Source organism: Arthrobacter sp. StoSoilB5 (assembly GCF_019977235.1).
In the GTDB taxonomy this organism is placed as follows: Bacteria; Actinomycetota; Actinomycetes; order Actinomycetales; family Micrococcaceae; genus Arthrobacter.
In genome coordinates, this window is sequence record NZ_AP024646.1 from 1,360,229 (window position 1) to 1,377,807 (window position 17,579).

The following is a 17,579-nucleotide window of genomic DNA, read 5'->3' on the forward strand; positions in this document are numbered from 1 at the left end:
CGCCGCCAGTACCGAGTGCCGGTACTGGCGGCGCGTTTTTGCCCTGACCAGCGCCTATTTTGCGGACCCCAGCGCCTATCTTGCTGGCCCTCGCAAGAATAGGCTTCTGCTCAAAGCCAATGGCTTTGGAGCAGTACAGCCGTCCCTCGGACTCAAAGAACGGTGGGAGTTGTGAAACTCGAATTGAAGGGGATCTCGAAAGCCTTCGGGACCTTCTACGCCAACCAAGACATCGACCTCGTGGTCGAATCCGGCCAGATCCATTGCCTCCTCGGCGAAAATGGCGCCGGAAAATCAACCCTCATGAATGTGCTGTACGGACTCTATGAACCGACGGCCGGACAGATCCTCGTTGACGATAAGACGGTCAACTTCCGCGGCCCGGGCGATGCCATGGCTGCCGGTATTGGCATGGTGCACCAGCATTTCATGTTGGTTCCTGTCTTCACTGTCGCCGAAAACGTGGCACTCGGGGCAGAGCCGACGTCCTTCGGTGGCGTCCTCAGCATTGATGAAACCCGGAAGAAAATCCGGGACATTTCAAAGAAATACGGCTTCGACGTCGATCCGGACGCCTTGGTGGAGGACCTGCCCGTGGGCGTCCAGCAGCGCGTCGAGATCATCAAGGCCCTGGTCCGGGAGGCCAAGGTGCTCATCCTGGATGAGCCCACGGCAGTGCTGACGCCCCAGGAAACGGATGAGCTCCTGGACATCATGCGGCAGCTGAAAGCAGGCGGCACATCCATCGTGTTCATTTCGCACAAGCTTCGCGAAGTGAAGGCTGTCTCCGACGTCATCACGGTAATCCGCCGCGGCAAGGTAGTAGGAGATGCCCCACCTACGGCCTCGGCCACGGAACTTGCCTCCATGATGGTGGGCCGCCCGGTCAGCCTGACCTTGGACAAAGCCCCTGCCCAGCCCAAGGAAACCACGTTCGTGGTGAAGGACCTGACAGTCCGCGCCCCTAATGGCACCAACGTGGTGGACGGCATCAGCTTCGACATCGCCCAAGGCGAGATCCTCGCCGTCGCGGGTGTCCAGGGCAACGGCCAGACTGAACTTACGGAAGCCATCCTCGGTATCCAACCGCACGTCACGGGATCCGTGACGCTGGATGGCAAGCAGCTCCTGGGCCTGCCGGTCAAGGACGTGCTGCGCTCCGGCGTCGGCTTTGTCCCGGAAGACCGCACGGTGGACGGGCTCGTGGGCCCCTTTTCTGTCGCCGAGAACCTGGTGCTGGACCTTTACGACCAAGCACCGTTTGCCAGCGGCATCAGCATGAAGCCCGGCAAAGTGGCAGAAAATGCCGAAGCCAAGATCCAGGAGTTCGATATCAGGACGCCGTCGGCGGGATCCGCGGCCGGAACGCTCTCCGGTGGCAACCAGCAAAAGGTAGTCATGGCGCGCGAGTTGTCCAGGCCGTTGCGGCTTTTCATCGCAAGCCAGCCCACGCGCGGTGTAGATGTTGGCTCCATCGAATTCCTGCATAAACGCATAGTTGCCGAGCGGGATGTGGGAACACCGGTGATGATTATTTCCACGGAACTCGATGAAGTGATCGAACTCGCGGACAGGATCGCCGTGCTTTACAAGGGGAAGCTCGTGGGCATTGTCCCAGCTGGAACTCCCCGTGACACCCTCGGCCTGATGATGGCCGGCGTCGGCCCGGAAGGAGGCTCCCATGACGAGTAAGGACCAGACCCCGGGTAAGGACCAGACTCCCGAGGAATCTGCCTCGGAAGTACGCGCGGCGGACGTCGCACTCGATACCGCTGGTGGCACGCTGGAACCGTCCATCGTTCCCGTGTCCTCGCAGAGCGGGGGCACCAGTCACCAGCAAGGCAGCACGATGCGCAAGATCGTCACGGGCAGCGGCTTTGTCTCCGTCCTGGCGGTTATCGTGGCGCTGTTCCTGGGCGGTTTGCTCATTGCCGGCACGGACAAGAAGGTTGCCGAGAGCGCGGGTTACTTCTTCGCGCGGCCAACGGACTTCCTGCTGGCGCTGTGGAATGCCATGACAAAGAGCTACGTCGCGTTGTTCCAGGGCTCGGTCTTCAACCCCCGCCAAGGTTTCATGCCCCTGCTTGAAACCATGACGGTGGCCACGCCGCTGATCTGTGCAGGCCTCGGCGTTGCCCTGGCCTTCCGCGCAGGCTTGTTCAACATCGGCGCCCAAGGCCAGATCATCATCAGCGCCACGTTGGCTGCCTACGTCGGCTTCACGTGGCACTTGCCCTTCGGGCTCCACTTGCTGCTCGTCATCATCGTGGGCGTCCTCGGAGGCGCTGCCTGGGGTGCGATAGTTGGCATCCTCAAAGCCAGGACCGGGGCGCACGAGGTCATCGTGACCATCATGCTGAACTACGTCGCGCTGTTCCTCCTGGACTTCCTCCTGAACACTGCGGCGTTCCGGCGACCGGGGGACAACAGCCCCATCTCACCCCGGCTGGATGACACTGCCACCTACCCCGTGCTCATTCCAGATTCCCGGCTCCACCTGGGCTTCCTGGTAGCGGTGCTGCTGACGTACGGCGTGTGGTGGATGCTGAACCGCTCCACCATTGGCTTTGAGTTCCGCGCAGTCGGCGCCAACCCCGTGGCCGCGCGGACGGCCGGGGTCAAGGTACCCCGTGCCACCATCCTGGTGATGGCCTTTGCCGGCGCGCTCGCAGCCTTCGGCGGAGTTGCCCAGGTGGCCGGTACGGAAAAGGTGCTGACTGGCGGCGTAGCGGGCCAGATCGGCTTCGACTCCATCACCGTTGCACTGCTTGGCCGAAGCACTCCATGGGGAACGTTCTTCGCGGGCCTTCTCTTTGGTGCTTTCCGGGCCGGCGCAGTCCAGATGCAGATCCAAACGGGCACGCCCATCGACATCGTGCTGGTGGTCCAGTCCCTGATCGTCCTGTTCATCGCAGCACCCCCCTTGATCAGGTCGATCTTCAGGCTTGAGCCCAAAAAGAAGACCAACACGCCTAGGGCTGCCCGGAAAGCGGCCCTTGCCAACGCCACCGGAGGTGCCAAGTGAGCGCAACATCCACCGCTCCACTACCGGGCGCAACAGCAGCGCCTGGGCTCCGCCCGTCTTTGAAGGTCCCCGTTTCGCTCGGCGTCCTGGCACTCATTGCGCTCGTGTTCTTCGGCCTCATGGGCCCGGACCAGACGGCGGAGATGAAAATCAGCGATCCCGGTGACGCCTTTGCCGTCCCGGCGCTGGCGATTCCAGGCCAGGTAGGTGGCATCGTCCTGGCCATCGTGCTCCTGGCCATGGCCGCTTACTCGATCTACCTGTGGACACGGGGGGAGCGCTCACCCAAGTGGTTGCCCATCGCCTTCGCAGTGGTCTTCGTCTTCGCCTTGCTCGTATGGATTGTTGCCGGCGCACGCCAGCCTTCAATCTCCCTTGCCGGCCTGGTTGCGGGTTCGGTGACGCTGGCTGTTCCCTTGGTGTTTGGCTCCCTCTCCGGTGTCCTGTGTGAGCGGGTGGGCGTGGTCAACATTGCCATTGAAGGCCAGTTGCTCGGTGGAGCTTTCACAGCCGCCTTGGTGGCAACGGTGACCGGCAGCCCTTACGTCGGCCTGATTGCGGCAGCAGCCGCTGGTGCCACAGTGTCAATGGTCCTGGCGGTCTTCAGCATCAAATACCTCGTCAACCAGATCATTGTGGGCGTTGTCCTGAATGTCTTGGTCTCGGGCCTCACCGGCTTCCTGTTCGGCACCGTCATGGCTCCAAACAAGGAGCAGTTCAACACCCCCGGCCGCCTGGATATCCTGCCGATTCCGTTCCTTTCGGACATTCCCATCATCGGACCCATCCTGTTCAAGCAATCCATTGCTGGATACCTCATGTATGTGGCCGTGGCCGTAGTGTGGTTCGGCTTGTTCAAGACCCGTTGGGGCCTGCGCGTCCGTGCTGTCGGCGAGCACCCACAGGCTGCGGACACCCTCGGCATCAACGTCAACGCCACCCGCTTCTGGAACGTGACGCTTGGCGGTGCGATCGCCGGTATCGGTGGTGCCGTGTTCACCCTTGTCACCATCGACTCCTTCACCAAGGAAATCTCCGGAGGCCGCGGCTTCATCGCCCTCGCAGCCTTGATCTTCGGACGATGGAATCCGATTGGAGCCTTCCTGGCGTCTCTGCTGTTCGGCTTTGCGTACAACCTGCAATCGATTCTGGGCATCATCGGAACCCCGGTGCCGAGCCAGTTCATGGCCATGCTGCCCTACCTGGTGACCATTTTCGCCGTCGCCGGTTTGGTGGGTAGGTCGCGGCCACCGGCCGCAAGCGGCATACCGTACGTGAAGGGTTGACGATGCCGACTCTTGACGAAAGGCGCGTCGATTGGCATGCGCTGGAAGAAGCTGCGATCAAGGCCATGGAGCGGGCCTATGCCCCGTATTCCAAGTTCCCGGTGGGGGCTGCGGCCCTCACCGAGGACGGCCGGATTGTCAGCGGCTGCAACGTGGAGAACGCCAGTTACGGGCTGACCCTCTGTGCTGAATGCGCGTTGGTGGGCCAGCTACACATGACCGGCGGAGGCAGGATCGCGGCTTTCTATTGCGTCGATGGCCAAGGGAACGTCCTGATGCCGTGCGGGCGTTGCCGGCAGTTGCTCTACGAATTCCGGGCGCCGGGCATGCAGCTCATGACAACGCAGGGAATCAAGTCCATGGACCAGGTGCTGCCTGACGCCTTTGGTCCCGAAAACCTGGAGGAAACCACGTGACCACCACCGAAGCCTTCGACGCCGTTCAGATCATCTCCATCAAACGCGATAAAGGCACGCTCACACCCGAGCAGATTGACTGGACCATCGATGCCTACACCCGCGGCGTGATTGCCGAGGAACAGATGGCCGCGCTCAACATGGCCATCCTGCTCAACGGCATGAACCGCCAGGAAATCTCGCGCTGGACGTCAGCGATGATCGCCTCGGGGGAGCGGATGGACTTCTCGTCGCTGACAACGCCCGACGGCGGCCGGAAGCCAACCAGCGATAAGCACTCCACCGGTGGGGTAGGGGACAAGATCACCCTCCCGTTGGCTCCGCTGGTGGCAGTATTCGGCGTCGCCGTTCCGCAGCTGTCCGGCCGCGGACTCGGCCACACCGGCGGCACCTTGGACAAGCTCGAAGCGATCCCCGGATGGCGCGCGAATTTGAGCAATGACGAGATCATGGCGCAGCTCCAGGACGTCGGAGCGGTCATTTGTGCTGCCGGATCCGGTCTCGCACCGGCCGACAAGAAGCTCTACGCCCTGCGCGATGTCACGGGAACCGTCGAGGCAATCCCGCTGATCGCATCTTCGATTATGAGCAAGAAGATCGCGGAAGGTACGGGCTCGCTGGTGCTTGACGTGAAGGTGGGCTCCGGTGCGTTCATGAAAGATGAGGCGCGGGCACGTGAGCTCGCGGAGACGATGGTGGCTTTGGGCAAGGACGCAGGCGTTCACACGGTGGCCCTGCTGACCGATATGTCCACGCCCCTGGGCTTGACCGCCGGCAACGCGATCGAGGTGGAGGAGTCCGTGGAGGTCCTTGCCGGTGGCGGTCCGGAAGACGTCGTCGAGCTCACTGTCCGATTGGCTGAGGAGATGCTGGCCGGGGCCGGCATTCACGATGCCGATCCCGCCGCCGCCCTCAAGGATGGACGGGCCATGGATGTCTGGAACCGGATGATCGAAGCGCAAGGGGGCGATCCGCGCGCTGCGTTGCCGGTAGCGAAGGAATCCGAGGTGGTCTACGCCCCGGCTGACGGCGTCCTGGTGGAGCTCGATGCCCTGTCCGTGGGCGTCGCGGCGTGGCGTCTCGGAGCTGGCCGGGCCCGCAAGGAGGACAAAGTCCAGGCCGGAGCCGGGGTGCGGCTGCACGCCAAACCAGGCGCGCTGGTAAGGGCAGGCGAGCCGTTGATGACGCTGTTGACGGACACTCCTGAAAAGTTTGACCGGGCAAGGGAAGCGCTGCAGGACGCCGTGATGATTGCGCCTGAGGGCTCAAGACCGGCCCATCAGCTGATCATCGACAGGATCGCCTAGGCTTATATCCCGTGCAGGCCATCAACGATTTCATCCTCGCCGCGGCCGGGCAGCCGTGGGTGTTGTTCCTTGTTTTGGCCTGCTGCCTGATCGACGGTTTCTTCCCACCCATTCCCAGCGAGTCCGTGGTGGTCGGTTTAAGTGCTGTCTCCGGCGGCGGAGGCTCACCCAACGTGTGGCTGCTCGGTGTGGTGGCAGCGATCGGGGCTTTCTCAGGCGACAACATTGCCTATCTGATCGGTCACCGCATCGGGATCCAGCGTTGGCGTTGGATGCGTACACAGCGCATGCAAGGAGCCTTCCGCTGGGCCGGCAAGGAACTTCGACGGCGGTCTGCCTCGCTCATCATGGTGGCGCGCTTCATTCCCATCGGCCGGGTGGCAGTGAACTTGACGGCTGGTGCCACGCATTTCAACCATCGCCGCTTTATTGGGCTCACTGCAATGTCGGCCGTCCTGTGGGCCAGCTATTCTGTGGTCCTCGGCTACTTCTTTGGGGTCTGGTTCGAGCACAACCACCTGTTGGGTGCAGTGATTGCGATTGTGGTGGCGGTGATCCTGGGGATCATCATCGACCGCATCATCAGCAAGGTCCGGGGATCGGTTCCGCTGGACGGTAAGAACATCGCGGCGGGTACGAATATCGCTGAGGAAGATGGGCCGCCTCCACCCACGGTATGACAGGGACGACGCCGGAAGATCAGTCCGGCGGTTGAGTACGGAACGCGTGGTCGAGGCGTAGCGTTAAGTCCGTGATCCCGAGGCTGGGGCGTAGCGAACGACGTCCCCGCCATGGGACACTAAGAGCGACTTCCGTCACAGTGTCAAGTCATATTCGCCTAGGAGCTACCGCCGCGTGGAGTTTTTGAACCAAATGCTCGAGCATGCAGCCGGGCAGCCCTGGATTTACCCGGTCCTTCTGGTCTTCTTCTTCATTGACGGATTCGCCACCATCCTCCCCAGCGAAACAGCCATTGTGGGCCTCTCGGCGCTGTCCCTCCACAACGGACAGCCCAACTTGTGGATCCTCGGTGGCACCGCACTGGTGGGTGCCATGGCCGGCGACAACATGGCCTATATGCTGGGCCGCAAAATTGGCTTGAACCGTTGGAAATGGATGCGGCGTCCCAAGGTCCGGAAGATGTTTGCCTGGGCCCAGTATGAGCTCGAGAAACGTGGGGCTGTCCTGATCTTCACGGCCCGCTACATTCCCTGGGGCCGTGTGGCTGTGAACTACGTCGCCGGCCAAACCGGGTTCCGCCACCGGACGTTCTTCCTGCTGGATGCCTTTGCGTGCGTCACCTGGGTTTGCTACTCCATCGGCATCGGACTGCTCGCCGGGCAATGGGTGCACAACAACCCGCTGCTTGGCGTGGGTATTGCCGTGGCGTTCGCGGTGATCCTGGGCATCGTGGTGGACCACGTCCTGCGCTGGTGGCACAAGTACCTGGAGAAGAAGGACCTGGAGAAGGACACAGCGAAGCAGAACTTGGAGAAGGACACAGCAAAGGATGTCCCGCAGGAGTTGACGCCCAAGGCAGTCGCCGGGGTCGACCTCTCCAAGCCTGCTGGCTAGCCTCCAGCCGTCTCCCAGGCCACCCAGCGTGCCCCTAAAACCGCAAGCTCGCCCGGAGATCCCTGCACGATAGTCTTGGTACGTGACTGAGCCCATTGTTGACGCCGCCCCTGCCCTCGACTTCGATTTGAAGAGCCTTCCCAAGGTTTCCCTCCACGACCATCTGGACGGAGGACTGCGGCCCGCCACCATCATCGAACTGGCGCAGGCCGTCGGCCACACGCTGCCCTCCACTGATCCTGTTGCCTTGGGCGAATGGTTCCGCGAATCGGCTGACTCCGGTTCGTTGGTCCGTTACCTGGAAACCTTTGACCACACGATCGCCGTCATGCAGACCAAGGAGGGCCTGTTCCGCGTTGCCAAGGAATTCGTGGAAGACCTTGCCGAGGACGGTGTGATCTACGGTGAAGTCCGCTGGGCACCCGAGCAGCACCTGCAGAAGGGCCTGACTCTGGATGAAGTGGTGGAAGCGGTCCAGGAGGGCCTTGAAGCCGGTGTTGATGCAGCGGAAGAACGCGGCCAGCAGATTCAGGTGGGGCAACTCATCACTGCCATGCGTCACGCGGACCGTGGCCAGGAAATTGCGGAACTCGCTGTTCGGCACCGCGCCAAGGGCGCTGTCGGCTTCGACATCGCTGGCGCCGAGGACGGCTTCCTGCCCTCCCGCTTCAAGGATGCCTTCACGTACCTTGCAGAGAACAACTTCCCGGCAACGGTCCACGCCGGTGAGGCCGCGGGGCTGGACAGCATCCAGTCGGCGCTCGTGGACGGACGCGCTTTGCGGCTTGGGCACGGGGTGCGGATCGCCGAGGACATCACGGTGGAGTTTGAGGACAACTCCGACGACGACGGCGAGGACACCATTGGCATGGTGACGCTCGGCGGCGTGGCCGCCTGGGTGCGCGACCGCGGAATTGCCCTGGAAATCTGCCCGTCATCCAACCTGCAGACCGGGGCCATCTCCAGCTTTGGCGAAGGCATCGAGAGCCACCCGTTGGACATGCTTTTCCAGCTCGGTTTCAATGTCACCATCAATACGGACAACAGGCTCATGAGCGGTGTCACCCTGACGGATGAGTTCGAGCTCCTGGTGGAGACGTTCGACTACGATCTCGATGATTTGCTTGAGCTGACGCTCAACGCCGCAGAGGCCGCCTTCCTGCCCCTGGACGAGCGTGAAGCTTTGGTCGAGTACATCAACGATGCCTACGCCAACCTCGGCTAACGAGTCCGGCAACGGCATTTCGGAGTTGATCCGGACCATCGCCTCCTTGCGGGATCACTGCCCTTGGATGGGGGCGCTCACCCATGAATCCTTGGTGGAGTACCTGATCGAGGAAGCCTATGAGGTTGTGGATTCGATCGAGGCCGGCGATTCGCCCGCCAGGGACGAGGAACTTCGCGGCGAGCTGGGCGACGTACTGCTTCAAGTAGTGCTTCACGCCCGGCTTGCCGAGGAACGCGGCAGCTTCGACTTTGATGCCGTAGCCCGCGGCATCAACGCCAAGATGGTCCGCCGTAACCCGCACGTTTTCAAGCCCGATGGTTCGCTGCAGGCCACGTTCCCGGCGACGGTCGAGGAAATCATCCTGAAGTGGGATGCCGTGAAGCGTGCCGAGAAACCGGGGCGTGCGGATCCGTTCGAGGGAATTCCACCGCACCTGCCTGCCTTGGCAGGGGCGCAAAAGTCCCTGGACCGGGCCGCGCGTGCGGGTCTGTCCATTGACGCCCAAAACCGGGCCACCGCCGTCGGGCTTCCTGCTATTCCGGCTTCCGAGGAGGAGCTCGGTGAGCTGTTGCTCGCTGTCGTGGCTGGTGCCCGGGAGCAAGGACTGGACGCCGAGCGTGCACTCCGTGCGGCGGTTCGATCGTTTCAGAACGGCCAGGCCCAGCCTTCATGACGTGAGCAGTTGGAACCCGTTCCGTAACCTAAGCCACTCTCGACTACGCTAGTAGCGACGAGGACGTTGAGAATTTCCCTCCACATTCCTGTAATTTGCCCATAAGGAGCACATCCATGGCGCTTATCGATGCCATCCACGCCCGCGAAATCCTTGATTCCCGCGGAAACCCGACCGTAGAAGTTGAGGTCCTGCTTTCCGACGGCCAGATCGGCCGCGCAGCAGTTCCCTCCGGCGCCTCCACCGGCGAGCACGAAGCTGTTGAACTCCGCGACGGCGACAAGGGCCGTTACCTCGGCAAGGGTGTCCAGAAGGCCGTTGACGCGGTCATCGACGAGATCTCGCCGGCACTCATTGGTTTCGACGCAACGGACCAGCGCAGCATCGACCAAGCCATGATCGACCTCGACGGCACCCCCAACAAGAGCAAGCTCGGCGCCAACGCCATCCTGGGTGTTTCCCTGGCCGTTGCCAACGCTGCCGCAGCTTCCTCGGACCTGCCGCTCTACAAGTACCTCGGCGGCCCGAACGCACACGTCCTCCCGGTTCCGCTGATGAACATCCTCAACGGTGGCTCGCACGCTGACTCCGACGTCGACATCCAGGAATTCATGATCGCCCCCATCGGCGCCGAGACCTTCTCCGAGGGCCTGCGCTGGGGCGTTGAGGTCTACCACAACCTCAAGTCCGTCCTCCAGGAAAAGGGCCTGTCCACGGGCCTCGGCGACGAAGGTGGCTTTGCCCCCAACCTGCCGTCCAACCGCGCTGCCCTGGACCTGATCCAGGAAGCCATCAAGAACGCCGGCTACACCCCGGGTACGGACATCGCCCTTGCCCTGGATGTTGCATCTTCCGAGTTCTACAAGGACGGTGCCTACCAGTTCGAAGGCAAGGCACTGACCGCCTCCGAGATGAGCGCCTACTACGCTGAGCTTGTTGCCGACTACCCGCTGGTTTCCATCGAAGACCCGCTGGACGAGAACGACTGGGAAGGCTGGAAGACCCTTACCGACACCATCGGTGACAAGGTCCAGCTGGTGGGCGATGACCTCTTCGTCACCAACCCGGTCCGCCTGCAGCAGGGCATCGACGCCGCTACGGCCAACTCCCTGCTGGTCAAGGTCAACCAGATCGGTTCCCTGACCGAAACGCTCGACGCCGTTTCGCTGGCCCAGCGCTCCGGCTACACCACCATCACCTCGCACCGCTCCGGCGAAACCGAGGACACCACGATTGCTGACATCGCCGTTGCCACCAACGCGGGCCAGATCAAGACCGGTGCCCCGGCCCGCTCCGAGCGCGTCGCCAAGTACAACCAGCTCCTGCGCATCGAAGAAGAACTCGACGACGCCGCACGTTACGCCGGACGCAGCGCGTTCCCGCGTTTCAAGGGCTAGCATTCCGCGAAAACGGCTGACCGGTGGCTATGGTGGAAAGACCATAGCCACCGGTTCTGTTTAACGCGTGCCTGCGGAACCGCGGGCACAGCAGGACCTACGCAAGTTCCGCACACGCACGTTTCGCGCAGGGCAAGCGCAGCAACCCGCCAGGCAAGCACCGGGCATTACAGGAGTGTCATGGCCACCCGTCGTCCAAAGGTTCCCAGGGCCGACGCCCTTGGTAGGCCGAATAGCGCAGGTCGGCCGAACAGCGCAGGTAGGCCGAACAGCGCAGGTCGGCCCAACAGCGCAGGCTCTGCGGGCGGGGACGTCATCGAGGCCGAGTTCGGCGCCTCCCGCAGCTCTGCGGAATCTTCGACGCCGGCAACGGCCACCAGAAAGCCGTCGGCTCCGAAAACCCCAGGCAGCAGCAAAGCCCCGGGCAGTACGAAGACCTCCGGCAGCAGCAAGGCCCCGGGCAGCGCCAGGACCTCAGCCGCCAAGACCAGCCGCCCCACGTCCATGAAATCTGCTGACAAAGCCTCCGGGAACAGTGCACGCGAAGCCCAGGACCTCGATCCCGTACCGGCCAAGGCGTTCTCGGGCAGGATGCTGGCGCTGGCCGTCGTCATGATTGCCATCACTATCATGCTGGCGCCCACCGTTAGGATTTTCCTGGAGAAACGAGCCGAAATCTCCGCACTGGAGGCCGAGATCGCCAGCAATCAGGCAGAGCAGGCGGAGCTGAACAAGCAGCTTTCCCGGTGGCAGGATCCCAACTACGTGAAACAACAGGCCCGCGACCGCATTAACATGGTTATGCCGGGTGAAACGGGTTACTGGGTATTTGGCGGGGAAGAAGCCGCCGGTACCCCTGGGGGCCGCACCGGCTCCGGCTCATCCGCAAACCCGGCAAACCTGCCCTGGGTGGATGCGCTCTGGGAGTCAATCAGACGATCGGCAACAGACTAGACGCGGTGCCCGCCGCCGTCGTGTCCTTCAGGGACATGGCCAAAAGGGCAGGAAGGTTGGCAGCGCAAGTGGAAGAGAACACGGCAGCCGTGCCGCAGGAATCCCGCCAGCCATCAGCACACGACCTCGATGTCCTCAGCCGCCAGCTCGGCAGGCCGGTGCGGGACGTAGTGGAGATTCCCGCGCGCTGTGTATGTGGGAATCCGCTCGTGGCGGCCACTGCGCCCCGGCTCAGCAACGGGACTCCGTTTCCCACCACGTTCTACCTGACCCACCCGGTCATCACTTCCGCGGTGTCGCGGCTGGAAGCGGGCGGGCTCATGAATGAAATGAATGACCGGCTCACTGCGGATCAGGAACTCGCCGATGCTTACCATGGCGCCCACGAGGCCTACCTGCAGGCTCGCAACGAGATTGCCGGACGTTCCGGGACCGGGTCCGTGCCGGAAATCGATGGGATCTCCGCTGGCGGCATGCCCACCCGCGTCAAGTGCTTGCACGTGCTGGTTGGCCACTCGCTGGCTGCCGGTCCCGGGGTCAACCCGCTGGGCGACGAGGCCCTGGCGGCAATCTCAGAGTGGTGGACCAAGGACCGTTGCTACTGCGATGGCGCCTGGGACACTGCGGGCGAGGCCCCGTCGAGGGATCTGAGCCGTCACGGTCCTCAAGGTTTGCCTGACATCGTGGGGCGCCCGGCGCCAGTCCGTAAGCCCAAGGCAGACTCCAGCAGCGAATTGACGGAGGACGCATGAGCCGCGTCGCCGCCATTGACTGCGGAACCAACTCCATCCGCCTCCTCATTGCCGACGCCTCGGCCAACGGGGCACCCGGGCCGCTGACCGACGTCGTGCGTGAAATGCGCGTGGTACGGCTTGGCCAGGGCGTGGACGCTACGGGCGAACTCGCACCGGAGGCCTTGGAGCGCACCTTCTCCGCCACAGCGGACTATGCAGCGCTTATCCGTGAACACGGTGCCGGGCGCGTTCGCTTTGCGGCGACCTCGGCCACCCGCGATGCCCGGAATCGCCAGGTTTTCGTTGACGGAATTCGAGAGCTTCTGGGTGTGGAGCCTGAAGTTATCTCCGGTGATGAGGAAGCTGCGCTGTCCTTCGCAGGTGCCAGCAGCGTTTTGCCGGTTACAGGCGATGACGCCGTTCTGGTGGTTGACCTCGGTGGTGGCAGCACCGAATTCGTCCTCGGCGATTCCAGCGGTGTGATTGCCGCTCGTTCGGTGGACATCGGCTGCGTGCGGTTGACGGAACGCCACCTTCGCAGCGACCCGCCTACGGCTGCGCAGATTGCAGCAGCGGAGGCCGACGTCGATGCCGCACTTGACCTTGCCGGCCAAACAGTTCCGCTGGACCGTGCCACAGCTGTGGTTGGCGTAGCGGGTTCAATCACCACTATTACCGCCCATGCCTTGGGCCTGAGCGCGTACCAGCCGGACAGGATCCACGGCGCCTACCTGGATATTGAAACCATCAGCGACGCCTGCACCAGCCTGCTGGAGATGACCCGCGACGAACGGGCCGTTCTTCCCTACATGCATCCAGGCCGCGTGGACGTCATTGGTGCTGGAGCCCTGGTGTGGCGGCGCATCCTGGAACGGGTTGCCGCCGTGGGCCACGGTGCCATCACCGGTGCCATCTCCAGCGAACACGACATCCTGGATGGAATTGCCCTGAGTATCCGGGACTCCGCATGACCTTGCGATGCCACCGCCCACTTTCTGCTGCCTTTGCCGCAATGCTGGCCGGGGGAGCGCTTGCGGGCGCGCTCTTGACTGCGCCGGCGGCCATGGCCGATTCCTGGCGGGACAAGGAGTACTGGCTCAAGGAATCGGGAATCACGAATGCCTGGCAGGTCTCCAAGGGAGCAGGGGTCAAGGTCGCCATCATCGATAGCGGCGTTGACGGAGGCCATCCTGACCTGAAGGGCGTCGTGGTGGGCGGTACGGACGTATCCGGTGCCGGAGCCCCCAACGGCCAGAAGAGCATCGGCGCGAAGACCGAGCACGGAACCCTTGTGGCCACCATGCTTGCCGGTCGCGGACACACAACGCCCGCAGCTTCCCCGTCGCCCTCAGCCGCGACGACGGTTCCTCCTGCCGGGGGACCGGAGGGGATCGTTGGCGTCGCGCCTGAAGCGGAGATCCTGGCAGTGTCCACTTGGCTTGGTTCACCCAACCCGGGAGGCAAAACGGACCAGGAGCAGATTCCCGACGCCGTGCGTTGGGCCGTGGACAATGGCGCAAAGGTCATCAATATTTCCTTGGGCAGCACCTCGCCGGTGTGGCCCCAAAGCTGGGATGCAGCGTTCCTTTATGCCGAACAAAAAGATGTGGTGATCGTCGCTGCCGCCGGCAACCGCGTGGGTGGCAACGTCCAGGTTGGAGCTCCTGCCACCATTCCCGGCGTGCTTACCGTGGCCGGTCTCGACGCCGACGGCCAGGCCAGTGTTGACTCCTCCTCCCAGGGGATCAGTATTGGCGTTGCAGCACCTGCCGAAAATCTGTTGGGTGGCCTTCCCGGGGGCGGATACGCGCAATGGGCTGGAACTTCCGGGTCCGCGCCCATCGTTTCCGGCGTGGCCGCACTCATCCGGTCCAAGTGGCCTGACATGAGCGCAAAGCAGGTCATCAACAGGATTGTGAGCACGGCCAAGGACGCCGGCGCTCCCGGCAAGGACCCGCTCTACGGCTACGGTGTGCTCAATGCGGAGGCAGCGCTGAAGGATGACGTAGAGACCACAACCACCAATCCGCTCGGTTCCGTCGCGGACTGGATCCGTGTCCACCGGCGAGGTGACTTCAGCACGCCGACCCAGGCCCCGGTGGCCAGTCCTACCAGTGCGGCACCCACACTGCCCGATCCCACCGTTCCTGCTGCGGCAACTCCTGCGCATGTGGATGACGCCCTTCCGGCCGCCGTCGTGCTCGGATTCGGCGGCATTTTCGCTGTGATCGTCGTGGGGGCGTCCATCCAATTGCGCAGGGTCGCCAAGAACCCTCCTGCTGCCGCGGAGGAGGCCGAAACGGGAGCACTGGAAGCGGTGGATCCGCCCACCAGGAAGTAGCTAGTGAAGATTTTCACAAAGTGCTGTACTCTGGTTTCATGGCAACCACCCCAGAGCTCATTGACCGTCCCCGGGTTCTCGTCGTCGGCGGCGGCTACGTCGGCCTGTACGTAGCCCTTAAATTGCAGAAGAAGATCGCGAATGCCGGTGGCATCGTCACCGTCGTTGATCCCCTGCCCTACATGACTTACCAGCCGTTCCTCCCCGAGGTCGCTGGTGGCAACATCGAGGCACGCCACGCGGTCGTCTCCCACCGCCAGCACCTCAAGCAGACGGAGCTCATCCAGGGCCGCGTCACCAGCATCGACCACGCCAACCGCACCGCGGTTGTGGCTCCTGCCAGTGGTGAAGCTCCCTTCGAGATTCCGTACTTCGACGTCGTCATCGCAGCCGGTGCCATTACCCGCACCTTCCCCATCAAGGGCCTCGCTGACAAGGGCATTGGCCTGAAGACCATCGAGGAAGCCGTAGCACTGCGCAACAAGGTGCTGGAGCGCATTGAGGCCGCTTCCACCATGACGGACCCCGCGGAGCGCGCCAAGGCCCTCACCTTCGTGGTTGTCGGTGGCGGTTTTGCCGGCATCGAATGCCTCACCGAGATGGAAGACCTCGCCCGCGCAGCGGTCAAGAACAACCCGCGTGTCCGCCAGGAAGAAGTCCGCTTCATCCTTGTTGAGGCCATGGGCCGCATCATGCCCGAGGTCACCGCATCCCAGGCTGAGTGGGTTGTAGAGCACCTGCGCAGCCGCGATATCGAGGTCCTCCTCAATACCTCCCTGGACAGTGCAGAGGGCAACCTCAAGCTGATCAACCTGCCGGACAAGACGTCCGCCGGTGAAGTTGAAGCCGATACCCTGGTGTGGGCTGCCGGCGTGCAGGCCAACCCGATGATCCGCTCCACAGATTTCCCGCTGGAACCGCGCGGCCGTGTCCGTGTCCTCCCGGACCTGCGTATTGCCGGCGACGAAGGCATCGTCGAGAACGCTTGGGCAGCCGGCGATATCGCCGCTGTCCCGGACCTCACGGGCAAGGGACTGCCGGACGGTACCTGTGTCCCGAACGCCCAGCACGCCCTCCGCCAGGCAAAGAAGCTCGCCAAGAACCTCTGGGCTTCCCGCTGGGACAAGCCGCTGCACGACTACAAGCACAAGAACCTTGGTGCTGTTGCCGGCTTCGGCGAATGGAAGGGTGTCGCCAACATCAACCTGCTGGGCCGCATCGGACTCAAGGGCGGCCTCGCCTGGCTGGCACACCGTGGCTACCACGGCATGGCCATGCCCACGGTTGAGCGCAAGTTCCGCGTGATCTTCGGCTGGATCCTGGCCTTCTTCGCAGGCCGCGACACCACGCAGCTGATGGACCTCGACAACCCGCGCGGCGCTTTCGTTGCGGCTGCAACCCCGGCCCCCAAGCCGGCTGCTGCACCTGCCCCCGCGCCTGCTGCGGCGGAAAAGCCCGCCGAGGACAAGACTCCGGTACCGGTTGACGCCAAGTAGTACACATCCGACGACGGCTGCTCCCCTTAAGGGAGTGGCCGTCGTCGTCGTTTAAGCTGTTCCCATGCCTGGCGAAACCGATCTGAAGAGCCTCCTGGAGTCCCTGCATCCTGTCATTAGGGATGGCGACTATGTGTACGCGCTCTGGCCGCACGGCAGGCCGTTGGAAGGCGACATCGAGGCCGCCGTCCGTGAGGCTGAAGGGCTGACCGTGGTCCTGCGACGGGATGAGGCGGACAGGATGGGCCTCACTTACGATTTCGTGGCCTCCTGGATCACGCTCCAGATCCATTCAGCATTGGAAGCGGTGGGACTGACGGCCGCAGTGAGCGCGGCGCTGACGCACGCAGGCATCAGTTGCAACGTCCTGGCTGGCTTTCACCATGACCACCTGCTGGTTCCTGTGGCAGACGCTGGCCGCGCTTTGGACGTCTTGCGTTTGCTGGCCCGTGGGGTGGTGCTTCGGACGGAGCGGCCGGAAGACCGCCCTGAAATCCTGGAACTCACGGCGAGGGCCTTTTCGGTGTCTCCGGTGACCGGTCAGCCGGTCCAGGGGACGCCCTTGGAAGTTGGTTTGCTGCGGGAGCTCTTCGAGTGCGACGAGTACATTCCCGAGCTGAGCATAGTAGCCGAGATTGGCGGAGACATTGTTGGGCACGTCATCAGCACCCGCGGCTGGATCGGAGACCTGGAACTCGTGGGGTTGGGTCCCATCGGGGTCCTCCCGCAATTTCAGCGGCGCGGGGTCGGTTCGGCCCTGATGCGTGAGTCCGCCGCGCGCGCCACGGCGGCCGGCGAGCCCGCGATTGCCCTGCTGGGCAGCCCCCTCTACTACCCGCGCTTCGGTTATGTACCGGCCACGTCTTTGGGCGTGGAACCACCCGAGGCTGCCTGGGGTGATCACTTCCAGTTGCTGCCGCTTCCGGCATGGCCCGACGGCGTTCGGGGAACCTTTCGCTGCGCGGAGCCATTCGAACGCGTGTAGCTGGGATACCATGGTGCGGGCGCCCCAGTAGCCCAATTGGCAGAGGCAGCGGACTTAAAATCCGCGTGTTGTGGGTTCGAGTCCCACCTGGGGCACAAATGGAAGGGGAGGAGGTTTCCTCTCCTTCCATTTCCTGCCGCCATTTATTGGCCGCATTCTTCA

16 protein-coding genes and 1 tRNA gene are annotated in these 17,579 nt (G+C 63.2%); all 17 read left to right on the plus strand.

Annotated elements, in window-relative coordinates; translation table 11 throughout:
* The first annotated feature begins 171 nt into the window (after positions 1–171).
* The 17 genes from LDN75_RS06300 (at position 172) to LDN75_RS06380 (ending at position 17,512) form a co-directional block, all read left to right on the plus strand.
* Positions 172–1,692 carry an ABC transporter ATP-binding protein gene (locus LDN75_RS06300; RefSeq protein WP_223936295.1) on the plus strand — a complete coding sequence of 507 codons (1,521 nt, stop codon included), beginning with the start codon at positions 172–174 and terminating at the stop codon, positions 1,690–1,692.
* Positions 1,682–3,025, plus strand: coding sequence for an ABC transporter permease (locus LDN75_RS06305; protein WP_223936296.1), 1,344 nt, complete (start codon positions 1,682–1,684; stop codon positions 3,023–3,025). Before LDN75_RS06300 ends, LDN75_RS06305 begins: the two co-directional genes overlap by 11 nt.
* Positions 3,022–4,311: an ABC transporter permease gene (locus tag LDN75_RS06310; RefSeq protein WP_223936297.1), complete on the plus strand. Its 1,290-nt coding sequence runs from the start codon at positions 3,022–3,024 to the stop codon at positions 4,309–4,311. The genes LDN75_RS06305 and LDN75_RS06310 overlap by 4 nt, the downstream gene beginning before the upstream one ends.
* 2 nt (positions 4,312–4,313) lie before the next feature.
* Positions 4,314–4,727 carry a cytidine deaminase gene (locus LDN75_RS06315; protein WP_223936298.1) on the plus strand — a complete coding sequence of 138 codons (414 nt, stop codon included), beginning with the start codon at positions 4,314–4,316 and terminating at the stop codon, positions 4,725–4,727.
* A complete protein-coding gene (locus LDN75_RS06320; RefSeq protein ID WP_223936299.1) occupies positions 4,724–6,034 on the plus strand; it encodes a thymidine phosphorylase in 1,311 nt (436 codons plus the stop codon). Before LDN75_RS06315 ends, LDN75_RS06320 begins: the two co-directional genes overlap by 4 nt.
* An 11-nt stretch (positions 6,035–6,045) precedes the next feature.
* Entirely contained in the window at positions 6,046–6,714 is a 669-nt protein-coding gene (locus LDN75_RS06325) for a DedA family protein (protein WP_223936300.1), read from the plus strand.
* A 193-nt stretch (positions 6,715–6,907) separates the two neighbouring features.
* Entirely contained in the window at positions 6,908–7,609 is a 702-nt protein-coding gene (locus tag LDN75_RS06330; protein WP_223937506.1) for a DedA family protein, read from the plus strand.
* An 82-nt stretch (positions 7,610–7,691) separates the two neighbouring features.
* Complete coding sequence (locus LDN75_RS06335) at positions 7,692–8,834, plus strand: adenosine deaminase (protein ID WP_223936301.1); 1,143 nt, start codon at positions 7,692–7,694, stop codon at positions 8,832–8,834.
* Entirely contained in the window at positions 8,812–9,510 is a 699-nt protein-coding gene (locus LDN75_RS06340) for a MazG nucleotide pyrophosphohydrolase domain-containing protein (RefSeq protein ID WP_223936302.1), read from the plus strand. The genes LDN75_RS06335 and LDN75_RS06340 overlap by 23 nt, the downstream gene beginning before the upstream one ends.
* Before the next feature lie 116 nt (positions 9,511–9,626).
* Positions 9,627–10,907: a phosphopyruvate hydratase gene (gene eno / locus LDN75_RS06345; RefSeq protein ID WP_223936303.1), complete on the plus strand. Its 1,281-nt coding sequence runs from the start codon at positions 9,627–9,629 to the stop codon at positions 10,905–10,907.
* A gap of 180 nt (positions 10,908–11,087) precedes the next feature.
* Entirely contained in the window at positions 11,088–11,861 is a 774-nt protein-coding gene (locus tag LDN75_RS06350) for a septum formation initiator family protein (protein WP_223936304.1), read from the plus strand.
* A gap of 68 nt (positions 11,862–11,929) precedes the next feature.
* Positions 11,930–12,613 (plus strand): DUF501 domain-containing protein, encoded by a 684-nt coding sequence (locus LDN75_RS06355; protein WP_223936305.1) that lies wholly within the window; start codon positions 11,930–11,932, stop codon positions 12,611–12,613.
* Positions 12,610–13,566 (plus strand): Ppx/GppA phosphatase family protein, encoded by a 957-nt coding sequence (locus LDN75_RS06360; protein WP_223936306.1) that lies wholly within the window; start codon positions 12,610–12,612, stop codon positions 13,564–13,566. Before LDN75_RS06355 ends, LDN75_RS06360 begins: the two co-directional genes overlap by 4 nt.
* Positions 13,563–14,936: a S8 family serine peptidase gene (locus LDN75_RS06365; protein ID WP_223936307.1), complete on the plus strand. Its 1,374-nt coding sequence runs from the start codon at positions 13,563–13,565 to the stop codon at positions 14,934–14,936. The genes LDN75_RS06360 and LDN75_RS06365 overlap by 4 nt, the downstream gene beginning before the upstream one ends.
* A 38-nt stretch (positions 14,937–14,974) precedes the next feature.
* Positions 14,975–16,432: an FAD-dependent oxidoreductase gene (locus LDN75_RS06370; RefSeq protein WP_223936308.1), complete on the plus strand. Its 1,458-nt coding sequence runs from the start codon at positions 14,975–14,977 to the stop codon at positions 16,430–16,432.
* Positions 16,433–16,496: 64 nt separating this feature from the next.
* Entirely contained in the window at positions 16,497–17,417 is a 921-nt protein-coding gene (locus LDN75_RS06375) for an N-acetyltransferase (protein ID WP_223936309.1), read from the plus strand.
* 21 nt (positions 17,418–17,438) lie between these two features.
* Positions 17,439–17,512: transfer RNA gene (locus tag LDN75_RS06380), tRNA-Leu, on the plus strand.
* Positions 17,513–17,579 lie beyond the last annotated feature (67 nt).

Coding starts and splice junctions, on each gene's coding strand:
- LDN75_RS06305 (WP_223936296.1), top strand. CDS start 1,682: ATGACGAGTAAGGACCAGACCCCGGGTAAGGACCAGACTCCCGAGGAA.
- LDN75_RS06315 (WP_223936298.1), top strand. CDS start 4,314: ATGCCGACTCTTGACGAAAGGCGCGTCGATTGGCATGCGCTGGAAGAA.
- LDN75_RS06330 (WP_223937506.1), top strand. CDS start 6,908: ATGCTCGAGCATGCAGCCGGGCAGCCCTGGATTTACCCGGTCCTTCTG.
- LDN75_RS06340 (WP_223936302.1), top strand. CDS start 8,812: ATGCCTACGCCAACCTCGGCTAACGAGTCCGGCAACGGCATTTCGGAG.
- eno (WP_223936303.1), top strand. CDS start 9,627: ATGGCGCTTATCGATGCCATCCACGCCCGCGAAATCCTTGATTCCCGC.
- LDN75_RS06350 (WP_223936304.1), top strand. CDS start 11,088: ATGGCCACCCGTCGTCCAAAGGTTCCCAGGGCCGACGCCCTTGGTAGG.
- LDN75_RS06360 (WP_223936306.1), top strand. CDS start 12,610: ATGAGCCGCGTCGCCGCCATTGACTGCGGAACCAACTCCATCCGCCTC.
- LDN75_RS06365 (WP_223936307.1), top strand. CDS start 13,563: ATGACCTTGCGATGCCACCGCCCACTTTCTGCTGCCTTTGCCGCAATG.
- LDN75_RS06370 (WP_223936308.1), top strand. CDS start 14,975: ATGGCAACCACCCCAGAGCTCATTGACCGTCCCCGGGTTCTCGTCGTC.
- LDN75_RS06375 (WP_223936309.1), top strand. CDS start 16,497: ATGCCTGGCGAAACCGATCTGAAGAGCCTCCTGGAGTCCCTGCATCCT.